Here is a 16,644-nt window from a genome sequence, read left to right on the forward strand (position 1 = left end):
CGTAAAGACAATCCCGCCCAAATCTGTATCATAGGTCGCGTGCGACACGCCCGTCGTGTGGGGCTCATCGAGACCGTGACCAATGATCAGCCGAAGGTGGCCAAGTCCGCACCTCTGCACGATCAGAAGGGCCGTCGCGATTTGCGTTTGGACATCTGTCGCGGGCTGGCGCTGTGGTTCATCTTCATCGATCACATCCCGGACAATTCGTTGGCATGGCTGACGCTGCGCAATTACGGCTTCAGCGATACCACCGAGGTGTTCGTCTTCGTCTCCGGCTATACCTGCATGCTGGCCTATGGCGGTGCCCTGCCGGAGCAGGGATGGCTCACGGTGATCGCCCGGGCGCTACGGCGCAGTTTCGAAATCTACTGTGCATTCCTGCTGCTGTTCGTCGCCTATGTTGCCCTGGTATGGCTCGTCGGCGGTGGCGAGCGGTACGTCGACGAAACCAACACGGGCTTCTTCTTCAAGGACCCTGGCGCGGCGCTCGTGCATGCGGCGATGCTGCAATATACGCCCGTCAATACCGACATCCTGCCGACCTTCGTGCTGCTGCATCTCGCATTTCCCCTGCTGCTGTGGCTTCTGATCCGCATCCCCACGACGACGCTGGCCGCTTCGTTTCTCGTGTATCTGATGGTCCAGCTCCGGAGCTGGCATGTGCCGGCATGGCCGACGGGGGAGCTCTACTTCAATCCGTTCGCGTTCCAGCTCCTGTTTGTGATCGGCGCCTGGTATGCCGGCGGCGGCGGTAACATGATCAGACCGCTCGCGCGGTCGCGGGTGACCCTGGTGGTTGCGCTGCTCTATCTGCTGTTCAGCCTTGTCATCGCCTTGAGCTGGCAGTTCGATGTGCTGAAGCTGTTGATCCCGGACGATGTCTCTGGATGGATCTATCCGATCTACAAGAGCCACCTGGCGCCGGTGCGCCTGTTGCACTTCCTCGCGCTGGCCGTCGTGGTTTCGCAGCTCACGCTGCGGAAGGGTCGCCTAGGTGTGCCGTCGCTTGCGATCGCGATGATCCGCTGTGGTGAGAACTCGCTTTCGATGTATTGCCTGGGAGTCCTGCTGTCCTTTATCGGTCAGGTCATCCTCAGCGATGTTTCCGGCGGCTTCGTCGCGCAACTTTGGGTCAGCGTTGCCGGCATCGCGGTGATGATCGTCGCTGCCACGCTGGCGACATGGGAGGCCCAACTCGACCGGCGGGGACCAAAGCTATTCTAGCGCTACCGCCTGCGTGCAACGGCGACGCCGAACAGGAATGCGACGAAGAGACTCGCCAGCGGCGCCTCGCGCGTAATCGCAGCGACTGTCGAAAGCGGCTTTCCGGGCTTTCGCGCTTCTTCAATGGTCGCGGTCAGGCGATCCACAGCGGCATGCAGGCCGCCTGCGACCTCGCCGATCGTGCGCGAGACGTCGGTCGCCGCGTCGATCGCGCGCTCCGCCATGCCTGGCTGGGAAATGGGTTCCGGCATGTCCACGCTCAAGGCTCAAGCCCTCCACACCCGCGAAACGGCTGGGACCGGCACCTTTGGCTATCCTCGCGAGCGCTCGTTTTGAACAGCGGGCCCGAAGACCTTTGGCTATCCGCGACTGGCGCCGTCTTGACGGCGGGTGCCGGCCTGCACTGAAAATGCCGTCGGCGGGGTTTTGTTCCTGCAAGGTCGGCGGGCGACAGCAACGGATCCGGGAAACGACGGATGCGAATCTCTGTTAGGCTGACGCCTCAGCGCAGACCTGATCAGGGAGATGGTCGTGACCGATCGCACAACGTCGGATCGAACCAGGCGCATTGCGTTGCTCGGCGCTCCCATCGATATGGGGGCTTCGCAGCGCGGGACGCTGATGGGCCCTGCGGCCTTGCGGACCGCTGGCCTTGCGACCTTGCTGGAAAGTCTCGACTTCGAGGTCGTCGATCATGGCGACCTTTGGGTCGCCGGCATTCCCGATCCAAGCGACGAGCCGCCGCAGAACGCCAATCACTACCGCGAGATCCAGCGCTGGACGCGCCTGCTGAGCCATCGTGCCCACGACGTCGCGAAGAGCGGGGCGGTCCCGATCTTTCTCGGCGGCGATCACACGCTGTCGATGGGCTCGGTCAATGCCATGGCGCGTCATTGGCAAGAGCGCGGGCGCAAACTGTTCGTGCTTTGGCTCGACGCGCATGCCGACTACAACACGCCGGCGACGACGATCACGGCGAACATGCATGGCATGTCCGCGGCATTTTTGTGCGGGGAGCCCGGGCTCGACGGGCTGCTCGGCAAGGAACCGCGCGCCTCGATCGATCCCGGCCAGCTCGAGCTGTTCGGCACGCGCTCGATCGACAAGCTCGAGAAGGAGCTGATGCGCACGCGGCGCATCCGCGTCGCCGACATGCGCCAGATCGACGAGTTCGGCGTCGCCGTCCTGATCCGGCGCCTCATCGAGCGGGTGAAGGAAAGCGACGGCGTGCTGCATGTCAGCTTCGACGTCGATTTCCTCGATCCCTCCGTAGCCCCCGGTGTCGGTACCACGGTGCCGGGCGGGGCGACCTATCGTGAGGCGCATCTCATCATGGAGCTGCTGCACGATTCCGGGCTCGTCCGCTCCGTCGACATCGTCGAGCTCAACCCGTTCCTGGACGAGCGCGGGCGCACTGCGCGCACCGCGGTCGAGCTGATCGGCAGCCTCTTCGGCCAACAGATCGCGGACCGCCCCACGCCGAGCAACGCGATCTCGTCGGCGGAATGAGGCGGCCGGCCGGGCTGCCCGAAAAGGAACTCCTCCCCCCGCAACGGGATTTAGATCAGCTTCGACTGAAATCGCCTCCTTTTGAAACGTTGCTGAATTGCCAAGCGCGCCGCCGCGGGATTTCATGCCGCGCGGCTGCAACGGAGGATCGCTGATGGCCAAGGACAAGGATGCCGGGGCGGCCACGCGTCGGCGCTTTCTTCGCGATGGCGGCGTCGCGCTGGGCGGTGCAATTCTCGGCGGCGGTGCGGGCGCCGTGACCGCCAAGGCGGACAATCTGCCGCCCGAGATTCCGGAATGGATGAAGGCGCCAGGCGAGCCGATGGGCAGTCAGCCCTATGGGACGCCGTCGCCGTTCGAGAAGGGTGTCGTCAAGAACATCTCGAAAAACCTCAAGCAGTACATCTCTGCGTCGAGCCGGACACCGTTGCAGGAGCTCGACGGCATCATCACGCCGAACGGGCTGTTCTACGAGCGCCATCATGGTGGCGTGCCGACGATCGACCCGGCGCAGCACCGCCTGATGCTTCATGGCCTGGTCGAACGTCCCCTGATCTTCACCGTGGACGATCTGCGGCGCTTTCCGTCGCAGTCGCGCATCCACTTCCTCGAATGCTCGGGCAATCCCGGCTACACGAAACCCTACGGCAAGACCGCCTCTGACCTCGTGGGCCTCGTCAGTTGTGCCGAATGGACCGGCGTGAGCCTGAAGCTCGTGCTGGAGGAAGCCGGTCTCAAGCCCGAGGCCAAGTGGGTGGTGGCCGAAGGCGCCGACGCCGCGGCGCTGACGCGCAGCATCCCGATCGAGAAATGCCTCGACGATGCCATGCTGGTCTACAGCCAGAACGGCGAGCGGTTGCGGCCGCAGCAAGGCTATCCGCTGCGGCTCTTCCTGCCGGGCTTCGAAGGCAACATGAGCGTGAAATGGCTGCGGCGCCTGCACGTGACCTCGGAGCCCGCCTATTCGCGCGAGGAGACCTCGAAATACACGGATCTATTGCCTGACGGCACCGCGCGCGAGTTCTCTTTCTACATGGAGGCCAAATCGATCATCACGCGTCCTTCCGGCGGACAGCGCCTCGACGTTTCAGGCTTTCACGAGATCACCGGCATTGCCTGGAGCGGGCACGGCAAGATCGTCCGTGTCGAGGTGTCCGTCGATGACGGCAGGAGCTGGCAGTCAGCGCAATTGCAGGAGCCGGTGCTGACGCGTGCGTTGACGCGCTTCCGCTTTCCGTGGCGATGGGACGGCAAGGCCGCCGTGATCCAGAGCCGTGCCATCGACGAGACCGGCTACGTCCAGCCGACGCTTGCCGAACTGCTGGCCGTGCGCGGCGAAAACTATTTCTACCACAACAACGCGATCTGGCCCTGGCGCATCGCAGACAGCGGAGAGGTGACCAATGCGCTGGCGTGAATTCGGCGGCATCGCTGTCGCGATCATGTTGTGCGCGTGGACGACGGGCGCGCGGGCGCAAAGCCCTTACGGCATCGGACGGCCGGCCAGCCTCGCGGAGATCGCGGGCTGGAATATCGACATAGGACGCGATGGCAGCAATCTGCCCGAGGGACGCGGCACGGTCAGTCGGGGAGGCGAGGTGTTCGCCCAGCAATGCGCGTCCTGCCATGGCGACAAGGGCGAGGGCGGTTTGGGTGATCGGCTGGTTGGCGGGCAGGGGACGATCGGGACGGCGCGGCCAATCCGCACCGTCGGCAGCTACTGGCCTTACGCGACAACGCTGTTCGACTACATCCGCCGCGCCATGCCGCAGAACGCGCCGCAGTCGCTCAGCAATGACGACGTCTATGCGGTGTCGGCCTATATCCTGAGCCTGAACGGACTGCTGGGCGCGGATGCGACGCTCGATGCGAAATCGCTGGCCGCGATCAGGATGCCGAACCGCGACAAGTTCGTCGGCGATGCGCGTCCCGACGTGAAGTGAGCTTGCGGAGCGGGCCTTCAACGATCCATCTGCGGAACTTTCGCACCTAGCCTGAGTTAGCCGGGAGAATTCGCAAATCCAGCCGACGCGAGGCGCCGCCCTCCATGACCGAGACCGCTCTTCCCGCAGCGCCAAGATCCCTTCGGATGGTGCTGAGGCGGCTGGGGCCCGGTCTGATCACGGGGGCGGCCGACGACGATCCGTCGGGCATCGCCACCTATTCGCAGGCCGGCGCACAGTTCGGTTACGGCCTGCTGTGGACAGTGTTTCTCACCCTGCCGTTCATGATCGCAATCCAGCTCGTGAGCGCGCGGATCGGCCGGGTCACCGGCAAGGGGCTGGCGGCCAACGTCATGAAGCTCGCGCCGCGCTGGGCCGTGCTGGCGCTGGTCGGCATGCTGGTTGCCGCGAACACGTTCAACATCGCCGCCGACATCGCCGCGATGGCCGAGGCGCTCTCGCTCGTCATCGGCGGGCTGAACCACGAGCACGCGCTGATCTTCGCGGCATCATCGACCCTGCTCCAGGTCTTCGTGCCCTATCGCCGCTACTCGCCGCTGCTGAAATTCCTGACGCTGTCGCTGTTCGCCTATGTCGCGACCGCCTTCACCGTGAAAATTCCCTGGAGCACGGCGCTGCTGGCGGCGGTCTGGCCGCAGGCCAATGTCAGCGCCGATTATTTCCTGATGGTGGTCGCCGTGCTCGGCACCACCATCAGCCCCTATCTCTTCTTCTGGCAGGCCTCCCAGGAGGTCGAGGAGATGAACCACAGACATCGCCGGCCCCTCGCGGAGGCGCCGCGCGCCGGGGATCCCGAGCTGACGCGGATCAGGACCGACACCACGCTCGGCATGCTGCTCTCGAACGGCATCGCCTTCTTCATCATCCTGACCACGGCGTCCGTCTTGCACGCGAACGGCGTCACCAGGATCAACTCGGCGACGGAGGCCGCCGAAGCGCTGCGGCCGCTCGCCGGCGACTTCACCTTCCTGCTGTTCGCGCTGGGCATCATCGGTACGGGCCTCCTGGCGATCCCGGTGCTGGCGGGCTCGGCCGCTTATGGCGTCGCGGAGATCTTCGGATGGCGCGCCACGCTGCAGGCGAAGCCCGACGAGGCCATCGGCTTCTACACGATCATCGCGGCCGCCACCGTGATCGGCTTCTCGCTCGGCTTCACCGGCATCGATTCCATCCACATGCTGGTGTGGAGCGCGGTGCTGAACGGCATCGTCGCCGTCCCCATCATGGCGATGATGATGCTGATCGTCTCGAACGCGCAGCTGATGGGCCGGTTCAGGGCGCGGCGATGGCTGATCGTGCTCGGCTGGCTCGGCACCGCGCTGATGGCGCTCGCGGTCGTGGCGCTGCTCGGCTCGTCCGTCGTTGCTTGAGGCGGCGCGCGGCTCAGTTCGAGGTCAGGGCCGCCGAAACCTGCGATGCGATGATGAAGGCCACGAACACGGCCGGCACGCTGATCAGTCTCAGAAACTGGTCTACCGAAAGCATCTGTCATCCCCCAAGGACAATGCGCCTTCGCGAACCGTGCGCCCTTACTCAACCCTCTGCACGATTTGCTGGTCGGCCGTGAGAATCTGGTCGGAAACGGCTGCCCCACCCAGAGTGAGCAGCGCCAGAATCGAGATAACGGCCAAGGCTTGCATGGGGCTGATGCTTGGGTCCGATTGTGGCCAAAAGTGCGAGATACCGGCACGATTTCGCGGCGGTCCCGGGATAGATCGTGGCTATCCCCAGCCTTGTCCGGTGGCTTCTTTCGCGCCGCAACGACGCCGATGCATGGGGCTTCCGCGCTTCCTGCCGCTTCACGGGTGCTGGCCGTTGGCTTAACAAGCTAAAGCATGATCCGGAAAAGTGCGAAGCGGTTTTCCGGAAAGATCATGCGCAAACAACGACCTAAAGCGCGATGACGATTCATCTGAAATCTCATCGCGCTTTTGGCGGAGCGTAGCGCGCACGCCAGAACAAGCGCGACAAGCGCGACAACCGCGAAGCGTTTGCGCGGAGATCAACAAGGCTCGAAAAGAGCCGCCGGGGAGCGATATGACCAATTCATCGAAAGCCACCAGTCTCGAGATTCTCGCCTGCGATGCCGGCTGGCGAAACTACCATTTCGTCAAGCTGACGACGGAGGACGGCATCGTCGGCTGGAGCGAGTTCGACGAGGGCTTTGGCTCACCCGGCGTCGGTGCCGCGATCCAGCGCCTCTCCAGCCGCGTGGTCGGGCAAAACGTCTTCCAGCACGAGCGCATTCATGCCGAGCTCTTCGCGGCGACGCGTCCCGCGGCCGGCGGCGTGGTGGCGCAGGCGCTGGGGGCGATCGAGAATGCGCTGCTCGATGCCAAGGCCAAGTGCCTCGGCGTGCCCTGCTATGAGCTTCTCGGCGGCAAGATCCGCGACCGCGTGCGCGTGTACTGGTCGCATTGCGCGACGTGGCGGATCAATCATCCGTCCTGGTACAAGCCGCCGATCGACAGCCTCGACGGCGTCAAGGCAATGGGGCGCGAGGTGCGCGAAAAGAAATTCACCGCGCTCAAGACCAACATCTTCTCCTATGACGACGGCAAGCCGACCGGCTGGCGGCCAGGCTTCGGCTCGCCGTTCCTGCCGGAGATCAATGTCGACCGAAAAATCCTGCGCGACCTGCACATGCATCTGGAGGCGATACGCGACGGCGCGGGACCCGATGTCGAGATCCTGCTCGATTGCAACTTCAACGCCAAGACCGAAGGCTATTTGAAGATCCTGCGCGCGATCGCCGACATCGACATGTTCTGGGTCGAGATCGACAGCTTCAATCCCGAGGCGCTCGGTTACATCCGCAGGCAGAGCCTGCACCCGATCTCGTCCTGCGAGACGCTGCTGGGCCTGCGCGAATTCCTGCCCTATTTCCGCGAGCAGGCGATGGACGTTGCGATCATCGACACGCCCTGGAACGGCGTCTGGCAGTCGATGAAGATCGCATCGGCCGCCGAAGCCTTCGAGGTCAACGTCGCCCCGCATAATTTCTACGGCCATCTCTGCTCGATGATGAACGCGCATTTCTGCGCCGCGGTGCCGAACCTGCGCATCATGGAGATCGACGTCGATCGCCTGGCCTGGGACCGCGAGCTGTTCACGCACGAGCCGGAGCTCGCGAACGGCCATCTCGTCATTCCGGATCGCCCCGGCTGGGGCACCGAGCCGAACGAGGAGGCGCTGCGCGCGCATCCACCGAAGACCAGCGGCGGGCTGCTCAGCTACGGACGCAAGAGCTAAAGGCCAAGGCCTGAGGGCTAAGGCGTCACGGGATTGACGGCCGGAGACGTCTTCGGCCCCGGCCGCGCCGGCTCGACCGGCGATCTCGGCTCGGTCGGCAGCACGATCGCGCCTGCGGCGCGCGCGGCTTCACCCGTGGTGTGATACATCGCGACATGCGCCGGCTGGGACTTGGCCCGGCTCCACGGGCCGTGATCGACGAGCAGCATCGCGGCGATGGTAAGGCCTGCGACGATGAGCGCAATCACGCCGGGATGGCGAAGCGCAATAGCAAGGGAGTTCGTGAAGCGGGTTGCCATCGAACACTCTGGGCTGTTTCCTCTGAAAGGTTAATTCAATGAGGGCGCGCGGGGTTCCGGCTCATTTGGCCCGGTTCCCTGCGGCTCGTTTCGGATTATGCGCATTTGCACTTGACGCGTCGGGCAAATCAGGTGTAAACAGGCATCATCGCAAGAGTCGTCGATGCCCGCGAACTACGTATTCATTTTGGGTTGCGGGACCGGTTGCCTCGACGGAAGGCTGGTGCTTTCTGCACGTTCAGGCCATCCAGGTCGTGATCGATCAATATGCGGAAGCCGCTCTCGGCAATTGCGCGTTCTTCTGGAATAAGCCCCACAGTGCTGGCTAGGGCCAGCTCACCCGGCTCTCTGGCCCGGTACGTTCCCGCTGAGATGACGCCGTACTTTGTACGATCCCTGCCGAGGAGATGCAAAAAGGGCGATGCTGGATCGGCGCCGCCCAACCAGGTGATCCCAGAGTCGCTTGAACCACGCTACATGACCCGTCACGCCTCTACGGTCGGCGCGATGCATGGAGCCCACATTGCGTGGACGCAACGTCGTAGTCTTTCTATCGGAGGGAGCGAGATCCCTGACTTCGTGGCTCACATGCCCGGCGGAAGAATCCTCGATATCCTTCGCCCGGATCACGTCATGAACGCGTGGTTCGTCGTCGTGACTTTCCTTCACGGGGTCGGCGCGCTGATCCTGCACAGATACGACGTGCGACGCGTCCTGAACTGGAGCGCGTTCGTTTGGTTCGTGCCGGGCTGGCTCCTGCACGGTTACTGGAGTGAGCACGACAGGAGCGGGCGGCTGTGGCCTCGCAGCCGAGCTTGCAGTCTGCACGCTAGCGCTAGGATGCAGACAACGACGCGCTGTTTCGATTTGGGCATCGCTGGCGCCGTGATTTCGTGCCCACGTCTCAGCGGCTGCTTCCGAGTATTTTGCGACATAGAAGCGTACCATGGCGCAAGAGACGCCGGCCGTGGCCGTTTGACCAAGCGCAATCAATGCAACAAAAGCTGGGATTACTCGTCTCATCATCGCGATGCCCCCTGACGCTAACGCAGCAACTTCGAACGCCTCTGCTTTGGTCCCGCTCGCCGCCGCAAAGCACAGAACCTAGCGGATGCTGACGAACATGCCCCAGGCCGCGGCGAGGGCCGCGCCAGCAAAGACAATGATGGGACTATCGCAGAAGGCGCTGCCATAGGTGCACATGGTGACGCCTAACGAGCCGATCTCGTGATGGCTCGCGGAATAGAACAGGCCCGACAGGCCGAGCAGTGCAGCGGCGACGTAGTACATCGATCTCCTCCGATGGATTTCAAGCGCCGGGCCGCCGCGCAGCGCTTGATCCCTGATCGGAGATGATGGTGGCGTGAAGAAGTTTCATTCCGCCAAATTCGATTTAGTGCATTTTAGATAAAGTTTGATACGCCTGCGCAATCACCGGCAGAACGGCAATCATCGAGACGAGTTCGCCGTTTATTGATAGAACGGGTTTCGTGAGCGGCCCGAATCTACGCCCGCTTCACTCCGAATGCGCTTCGTTAACGCGCAACTGCAAGACGACGTTAGCGGCCACCTTTGATGGCCGCTATGAAGCGAGCCACTTTACGCGTGCCCATAGCGCGACGACTACACAGATATCAATCAAAAGGTGGATCGCCAAGGATATCCAGGGCGGGTTAGCATTTGAAACAAGCATCTTAATTGACGGTTCGAATGGACTGCATCCCGGTTTAGATAGCATGAAACCAGAAATATCGTCCTGTAGCTGCCGATTGATTTGAAGTCCTTGTCTCAGCAATTGCGAATGTCCGATGGCGAATGCCAAGAACCCAACCGTCACGGCTGCGGCAATACGGGGAGACAGGGGCGATGCGGCAAACCCATATCCCGCCGCGGCGAATGTCGCCGCAGCATAGACGGTCCAGAGACCATTAATTGTTGTCGTCTGTTGAGTGAACAGACCAACGGCATGGTTAAGCTCAAACTTGTCGTCCATTCTCACCTTCCCTGATCATCATGAATAATCGCGGTCTTCACTGAAACAGCGATTTTCAGTACCAGCCGTGTGGCGCTTGCGGTGATCCGGAGCCGAATGTCCGCCTCAAGATGCGGCTAGATAATCTCGTGCGAGTTCAAGTATGCGAGAAGCGCGAGAATGAGCATGAGCACGCCTGCAACAAGCAATCCCGTTGAAGCAACTCCTTGCCATCTCACCTTGACCGGCCCCACCTTGACGTCTGCAGAGCTTTTGTCTGCAGAGCTCTTGTCTCGGGAGGGGGACGGCAGAACAAAGCCACCCAAGGCAAGAAACATCCCGCCGAAAGTGACTCCCAAAAATGCCTTCACGCCCAGTATCGTCACGAAGGCAATGATGAGAGGCAGTATTACAGGCAACAGTTCGTGCAGAACCACTTTCATGGCGACCTCCTGGGTTCTCCGCCGTTTACGACGCAAAGGACCGCGCGGTTATTCGCACAAAGCAATTCGTTCCGAGTCCATACGGCTCGGTTAGGCTACCTCTGAAAATCTAATCCTAGTTGAGGAAGAGGGCCTCGAGTGTGAGATGCATTACATTACTCCACAATCATGGATCGAAATCTCGTGCGCATGATGCGCTCGCCTTCAGGATGAGGCGAAGCATCCCATTAGATAGGAAAATCCGAAATACACTTGACACGTCGGGCAAAACACCTCTAAAGTGGCATCATCGAAAGAGTTCGCATCGACCCGCGCGGAGAGATCCGCTGCGGGTTTTTCATCTCGATCCCAACCATGCGGCGATGGCGTTGGCCCAGCCGAACGTCCGCTTTCAATACGAGAGCAGACGGTATGCGACTAAGCCGAGACTGGCGCTCTTGACCCTTTGCGGACATATCGAAATCAAAACAGACCGAAACGGCCGAGACGAGAAGCACTGCGGCTCAACTACGGAAGTCCTTTTGTCGCCGTAAAGGGATTGAACCCGCGTTCTGCAAGAGCAGCCCATGAAGCTGCGCCAAGATGTGGCAATCGGAAATAGAGTCGTGGCTTGGCCGGATCGGTATCCAACATGAACCCAGTCGGCAGCCCTCGGACACTTGTGGCATAGAACCCGCCATCCGGCGACCTCTGGGATTCGATTACAGCGACCAACGATTTTGCCTCCCCAGTCCTGCCGAGCAATTCCAGCAAGAGAGCCATTTGGCTCGTCCCTTCGGTCCACACACCATCTCGATCTTCGCCGTAAGAAAAGCCCTTGTCGACACTCATTCGCTGTTCGGCGGTCGCAATTGCCGATACAAATTTCTTGGCCGCTCCGGGGAGCGCCGTTAAGGGCCAGACTTGAGCATCCAGAGCCAAAGTCGGGTTGCGCGTGACGCCGTCTTCGGCGGTGCCTGCGGCGAAACAAGCGCATGCCGGATCCCACATCGTATTTACGAAGTGCTCTGCAGCTGTTGCCATATCACGCCAGCGCGAATCGCCTGTGCGGGTTGCAAGAAGGCCAAACGCGGCGGCGAGGTCAGTATTGTGTTCAGTCGATTTCCATGTCCGTACGTCGGGCGTCGGTTCGTGCCCAAAAGTACCGCCCGTGAAACCGCCAGTACCGCGCGTGTCGACCCATTGCGCGACCCAGGTGCCAAGCCGTGCCGCACCATCGCGGAACCGAGAGCTGGCGCTCACATCGTCAATCGACAGCAAAGCCAACATTGCCCATGCAACGTTGCCATTGTCGCTGCCCACCTGATATCGATCTTCTAACCACTTGTTCTGAGTATTGTCCCACCAGCCCGGAAGCTTGGCGGAGCCACTCGCCACCACACCCGCGGCGTAAGCGTTCCGGAGCCGTCCATCATGCCAGGTCCGGTCGTTATCGATGGCCCAGAGAATCGCCGCGCCGATCCGAGATGCTTTGTCTCGCTCACCGCAACCGACTAATGCGATGGCGGCCACCGCATTGTCATAAAGGTATGCGGCGCCATTTAGAGGCCCCGATTCCACGGTCGGATAGCTGGGCAAGAACAACGGCCCTGGTGGTGCCTTATCGATTAGACCAGCGAGGTACCCGCATGCAGACACTTCTGGTGTTGCTAAAGCCCGTAGTGGAGTGGCGGCCATAATGATTATGAAAGTCGTTACGATCCATACGGAGGTTTCTATTCGGGCCACTTGCTGTTCTCCGGGGTGGACGATGATCCTATATGCCATCGGCGATGTCTGGAAGTGGCCCATAAGAGACGAACTGCCATACCTTTGCGAATGTCGGTTTGAAAGGTAGAGCGGGCATTCGGTCGTGTATGAAAATCCGAAATCGACTTGACACGTCGGGCAAATCACCTCTAAAGTGGCATCATCGAAAGAGTTCGCATCAACCCGCGCGGAGAGATCCGCCGCGGGTTTTTTCATTCCAATCCGAGATCGGACGGCGGCGGCGCTTCGCGGCCTCGCCCTCGTTGATATGCGTTCATTGAGCGCCGATCAGCGCGCCGTCGTCCGAACCATTATTGGCCGTGCACGCGCGAACGTGCCGGCCCGCGGCGCGAGCCAGTTGCTTGCGCCGCCGCGGCCCCCTGGCTGGGGATAGGGTTCGCGCCCGAAATGAATCGCGCTTCGTCTCGCGATCTGCCGCGCTCATTCTTTTTGGGAGTAGCCAATGACGGCTTATCTGATCGCGCTCGCGCTTGCGCGCGCAAATCCGCTGCGGGTTTTTTCATTCCGATGCCCGGCCGTCTTACCCGCAGCCGCAGGCTTGTTCGCTGTGAAAAGCGCGTCTGCAAGCGGTGGTGCGCGAAGATCGTCACAACTAGGCCGGGTGACTTGCGGAGATCGGGCATTGGTATGAGCCGGACAAGCTGATGGGCTATTGCGTTGCGATCTACTTTTCGAAGCTCCTCGTCTTCGACAAGGTGCTCGGTCTTGGTTCGACTGATCCTCTTGCAGGTTTTGCCTCGGTCACCGCAAATCTCGTGGTCTCATTCTATTTCGCCAAGCGCGGGTTCGAAAACGTCGCAAGGATCATCAAGCGGTGAACATTCGGGATGACGAGATCAGGGCCATCGTTGTGGAAACGCGTCCTTACGAAAAAAAACGGCCCGGCAGCTTGATGCTGCCGGGCCGCTTTTTGTGTTTTGATCGACTCGCTGTGCGGGCCTTATGATCGGAAACGTGCAGGGGACTTGCGCCGTGGCGTGCGGCGGGCTTTAAAGTCGGCATTCGGCGGCAACAAGCCGAGTAGGGAGAAAGCGCGCATGTTCGATCAGCAGCAACTGCCGGAGCGCCCACCGCGCGCCGGGAACGGGCCTACGGCGCTCGACGGACTGCTGGTCATCGATTTCACGCGCGTGGTTGCGGGACCTGCCTGCACGCAAATGCTTGGCGATTTCGGCGCAGAGATCATCAAGATCGAGAACCCCGACGGCGGCGACGATACGCGGGCCTATGAACACGCCGAGATCGGAGGCGAGAGCGCCGCCTTCCTCAGCCTCAATCGCAACAAGCGCGGCATCGCGCTGGATCTCGCAGTGCCGGCCGCGCGCGAGGTGGCACGCGAGCTGATCCGCAAGGCGGACGTGGTCGTCGAGAATTTCTCGGGCGGCGTCATGAAGAAGTTCGGCCTCGATTACGAATCGGTCGCGCCGATCAATCCGCTGCTGATTTATTGCTCGATCTCCGCCTATGGTCGGACCGGGCCGTTTGCCTCGCGGCCCGGCTTTGATCCCATCACCCAGGCCGAGAGCGGCTTCATGTCGCTCAACGGCTTCCCCGATGGTCCCCCGGTCCGGACTGGTCCGCCGATCGTTGACATGGCGACAGGGATGGCGGCTGGCAACGCCATCCTGCTCGCGCTGCTGGCCCGGCAGAAGCTGGGTCGCGGGCAGCACGTTGAAGTCGCGCTGTTTGATATTGCGATGGCCATGACCGGCTTCTACGGCATGGCCTATCTGATCAATGGCCAGAATCCCGGACGATTTGGCAATTCGCCGAGCGGTTCTCCCACCGTCGGAGTCTATGAGGCATCTGACGGACCTCTCTACATGGCCTGCGCCAATGACAGGCTGTACCGGCGCCTGGTCGTTGAGGTGCTTGATCGTCCCGACCTCATCACCGATCCTCGCTTCGCAACGCGGAAAGCGCGGTCCGAGAACAAGGAGAGGCTGCGCGCCGCCATTGCCGAGGTGTTTGCAACCGATCGCCTCGAGAACTGGATGATGAAGATGAAGCAGGCCAACATCCCGGTTGGCTATCTTCGCACCGTCGAGGAAGGCTTCAATGCGCCCGAGGCGCGAGAGCGGCAACGGCTGAACCGGATCCCGCACCCCACGGCGGGCTGGGTGCCCAACATCGAATCTCCGCTGTCCATGAATCTCACGCCCGCAATTGAGCCCGTCGCGGCGCCGCTGTTGGGTGAGCACACCAGGGACGTCTTGCGCGAGACGCTTGGTTATGACGAGCAACGGCTCGCCGAGCTTGCGGAGAACGGCGTCTTCGGATCAGGCCGGCGATCGGGGTAACCCGGCTGGATCCTGCCGCTGACATTGCATCGTCTTGATTTGGCGGGCTTCCGGCCGCATAACAGTCGAGAAACGAGGGACACGAATGGTGGCCGGCAATCCCATCACAGGTGCGGCCCAGCCGGAGGCTGAGACCGGTGAGCGTGCCTATGCCGCGATGATCGCCCGTACCAGGGCGCTCGTCCCTCAATTGCGCCAGCGCGCGGCGCGGACGGAGGAGCTTCGATGCCTGCCGCCCGAAACCGAGCAGGACCTTCATGAGGCCGGCCTGTTCAGGATCCTTCAGCCCAGGCGCTTCGGAGGATCGGAGCTCGAATACGTTGCGCTGATCGATTGTGCCGATCTGCTTGGGCAGGCAGACGCTTCAGTGGCCTGGAATTTTGCCAATCTGGCGAGCCACCACTGGATGCTCGGCATGTTCGAGGAGAAGGCCCAGACTTTGGTCTGGGGCCACGATGCCAATGCCCTGATCGCCTCGTCGTTCATTTTCCCCGCCGGTCGCGCCCGGAAGACCGAGGGCGGCTATCGGCTGCACGGAAGCTGGCCGTTCTCCTCGGGCGTTGCGTCCTGCGAATGGAACATGCTTGCGAGCGTGGTCTACTCCGATGATGAGGCCGACGGCATCGAGTATCGCATCTTCCTGCTTCCCAAGAAGGACTACAAGATCCTCGACACGTGGAACGCGGCGGGACTGCGCGGCACCGGTTCGAGCGATGTGGAAGTCAGGGATGCCTTCGTTCCCGACTACATGACAGTCGCCGTCGGCAATCTAGCTGGAGGTCCAACGCCCGGAAGCGTGGCCAATCCCAATCCGCTTTATGCACTGCCGGTATTTTCCTTGTTTCCATACGTTCTGTCCGGCGTCGCGCTCGGAAACGCACAGGCGTGCCTGGATGACTATGTCGAGGTCGTGCGCCATCGCATATCGACCTACAACCGCGCCAAGCTGAGCGATTTCCAGAGCACCCAGATCAAGATTGCCGATGCCTCCGCGAAGATCGATGCCGCACGCTTGATCATGCGCTCGGCCTGTGCGGTTGCCATGGAGGATGCGCGGCGTGGCCACGTTCCGAGCATGGCAGGCAAGACCAAGTACAGGCGCGACGGCGCATTCTCGGTCAATCTGTGTACCGAGGCGGTGTCGATGCTGTTTGCCGCGAGCGGCGCGCGTGGATTGTTCACGAGCGGCGTCTTGCAGCGGCAATTCCGCGATGCTCACGCCATCAACTCGCACCTCGCGTTCAACTTCGACGCGGCTGGTACGAATTACGGCCGCGTGGCGCTCGGCCTGCCGTCCGAGAACCTGACGCTGTGAGGCCGGCCGATGACTGATTTGCCCAAGCAGCCGCCGGCCGCCGACCCGGCCAACGAATTGGCGAGCGACAGCTCGCCGATCGACCCGCGCGATTTTCGCAATGCCCTCGGCACCTATGCGACCGGCGTGACCATCATTACTGCGGCGGGGCCCGACGCCAAACCTTATGGTCTGACGTGCAATTCGTTTGCGTCGGTGTCGCTCAATCCACCGCTCGTGCTTTGGAGCCTCGTGGTCTATTCGTCGAGCCTGACCGTGTTTCAGAATGCCAGCCATTTCGCGGTCAATGTGCTCGGCGCCTCGCAGCAGGCGCTTGCGAACAAGTTCGCAAAATCCTCAGACGACAAGTTCACCGCTGTTGACTGGAGCCCCGGGCTCGGCAATGCGCCGGTGCTTGCGGAAAGTGTTGCCAATTTTCAGTGCCGGTCCGTCAATCGATATTACGGCGGCGACCACGTGATCTTTCTTGGAGCCGTCGAGGCCTACTCCTACAATCGAAACGAGCCGCTGCTTTTTGCGCGGGGGAGCTACGGTCGTTTCTTGGCGGAGGATGATCGCCAGAAGTCCTCGTAAGATGGGCCGGTTCGGCGCGC

General features: G+C 61.8%; 16 protein-coding genes and 1 pseudogene. 10 read left to right on the plus strand and 7 right to left on the minus strand.

The window, feature by feature from the left end; translation table 11 throughout:
- Window positions 1-75: 75 nt before the first annotated feature.
- Window positions 76-1,227: an OpgC domain-containing protein gene (locus QQL28_RS10385; protein ID WP_284264969.1), complete on the plus strand. Its 1,152-nt coding sequence runs from the start codon at window positions 76-78 to the stop codon at window positions 1,225-1,227.
- A 2-nt stretch (window positions 1,228-1,229) separates the two neighbouring features.
- Here QQL28_RS10385 and QQL28_RS10390 read toward each other — a convergent pair whose 3' ends face one another.
- On the minus strand, window positions 1,230-1,478 hold the full coding sequence (locus tag QQL28_RS10390; RefSeq protein WP_284264489.1) for a hypothetical protein: 249 nt from the start codon (window positions 1,476-1,478) through the stop codon (window positions 1,230-1,232).
- A 280-nt stretch (window positions 1,479-1,758) separates the two neighbouring features.
- Here QQL28_RS10390 and rocF point away from each other — a divergent pair, with 280 nt between their 5' ends.
- From rocF to QQL28_RS10415, 5 genes are all read left to right on the plus strand, one after another.
- On the plus strand, window positions 1,759-2,736 hold the full coding sequence (gene rocF / locus QQL28_RS10395) for an arginase (RefSeq protein ID WP_284264491.1): 978 nt from the start codon (window positions 1,759-1,761) through the stop codon (window positions 2,734-2,736).
- A gap of 154 nt (window positions 2,737-2,890) precedes the next feature.
- On the plus strand, window positions 2,891-4,153 hold the full coding sequence (soxC, locus tag QQL28_RS10400; protein ID WP_284264493.1) for a sulfite dehydrogenase: 1,263 nt from the start codon (window positions 2,891-2,893) through the stop codon (window positions 4,151-4,153).
- Window positions 4,140-4,679: a c-type cytochrome gene (locus QQL28_RS10405; RefSeq protein WP_284264495.1), complete on the plus strand. Its 540-nt coding sequence runs from the start codon at window positions 4,140-4,142 to the stop codon at window positions 4,677-4,679. Before soxC ends, QQL28_RS10405 begins: the two co-directional genes overlap by 14 nt.
- A gap of 104 nt (window positions 4,680-4,783) precedes the next feature.
- Window positions 4,784-6,070 carry an NRAMP family divalent metal transporter gene (locus QQL28_RS10410; RefSeq protein WP_284264497.1) on the plus strand — a complete coding sequence of 429 codons (1,287 nt, stop codon included), beginning with the start codon at window positions 4,784-4,786 and terminating at the stop codon, window positions 6,068-6,070.
- A gap of 667 nt (window positions 6,071-6,737) precedes the next feature.
- Window positions 6,738-7,952 (plus strand): mandelate racemase/muconate lactonizing enzyme family protein, encoded by a 1,215-nt coding sequence (locus QQL28_RS10415; protein ID WP_284264499.1) that lies wholly within the window; start codon window positions 6,738-6,740, stop codon window positions 7,950-7,952.
- 17 nt (window positions 7,953-7,969) lie between these two features.
- On the opposite strand, the gene QQL28_RS10420 is transcribed toward QQL28_RS10415, so the two are convergent.
- The 6 genes from QQL28_RS10420 to QQL28_RS10445 form a co-directional block, all read right to left on the minus strand.
- On the minus strand, window positions 7,970-8,251 hold the full coding sequence (locus QQL28_RS10420; RefSeq protein WP_284264501.1) for a hypothetical protein: 282 nt from the start codon (window positions 8,249-8,251) through the stop codon (window positions 7,970-7,972).
- A gap of 182 nt (window positions 8,252-8,433) precedes the next feature.
- On the minus strand, window positions 8,434-8,694 hold the full coding sequence (locus QQL28_RS10425) for a hypothetical protein (protein ID WP_284265023.1): 261 nt from the start codon (window positions 8,692-8,694) through the stop codon (window positions 8,434-8,436).
- 661 nt (window positions 8,695-9,355) lie between these two features.
- Window positions 9,356-9,541, minus strand: coding sequence for a hypothetical protein (locus tag QQL28_RS10430; protein WP_284264503.1), 186 nt, complete (start codon window positions 9,539-9,541; stop codon window positions 9,356-9,358).
- 292 nt (window positions 9,542-9,833) lie between these two features.
- The gene (locus QQL28_RS10435) at window positions 9,834-10,244 is read right to left on the minus strand and encodes a hypothetical protein (protein ID WP_284264505.1); all 411 of its coding nucleotides are present in this window, start codon (window positions 10,242-10,244) and stop codon (window positions 9,834-9,836) included.
- Between the two features lie 116 nt (window positions 10,245-10,360).
- The gene (locus QQL28_RS10440) at window positions 10,361-10,666 is read right to left on the minus strand and encodes a hypothetical protein (RefSeq protein WP_284264507.1); all 306 of its coding nucleotides are present in this window, start codon (window positions 10,664-10,666) and stop codon (window positions 10,361-10,363) included.
- Window positions 10,667-11,173: 507 nt separating this feature from the next.
- A complete protein-coding gene (locus QQL28_RS10445) occupies window positions 11,174-12,631 on the minus strand; it encodes a hypothetical protein (RefSeq protein ID WP_284264509.1) in 1,458 nt (485 codons plus the stop codon).
- A 413-nt stretch (window positions 12,632-13,044) separates the two neighbouring features.
- On the opposite strand from QQL28_RS10445, the pseudogene QQL28_RS10450 reads away from it, so the two are divergent.
- The 4 genes and pseudogenes from QQL28_RS10450 to QQL28_RS10465 all read left to right on the plus strand — a co-directional run.
- Window positions 13,045-13,254 (plus strand): annotated as a pseudogene (locus QQL28_RS10450) (hypothetical protein); the annotation flags it as partial.
- Window positions 13,255-13,473: 219 nt separating this feature from the next.
- Window positions 13,474-14,736 (plus strand): CaiB/BaiF CoA transferase family protein, encoded by a 1,263-nt coding sequence (locus tag QQL28_RS10455; RefSeq protein WP_284264511.1) that lies wholly within the window; start codon window positions 13,474-13,476, stop codon window positions 14,734-14,736.
- A gap of 85 nt (window positions 14,737-14,821) precedes the next feature.
- The gene (locus QQL28_RS10460; protein WP_284264514.1) at window positions 14,822-16,051 is read left to right on the plus strand and encodes an acyl-CoA dehydrogenase family protein; all 1,230 of its coding nucleotides are present in this window, start codon (window positions 14,822-14,824) and stop codon (window positions 16,049-16,051) included.
- A gap of 9 nt (window positions 16,052-16,060) precedes the next feature.
- Entirely contained in the window at window positions 16,061-16,624 is a 564-nt protein-coding gene (locus QQL28_RS10465) for a flavin reductase family protein (protein ID WP_284264515.1), read from the plus strand.
- Window positions 16,625-16,644: the final 20 nt, after the last annotated feature.

The organism is Bradyrhizobium iriomotense (assembly GCF_030160715.1).
Lineage (GTDB): Bacteria > Pseudomonadota > Alphaproteobacteria > Rhizobiales > Xanthobacteraceae > Bradyrhizobium > Bradyrhizobium iriomotense.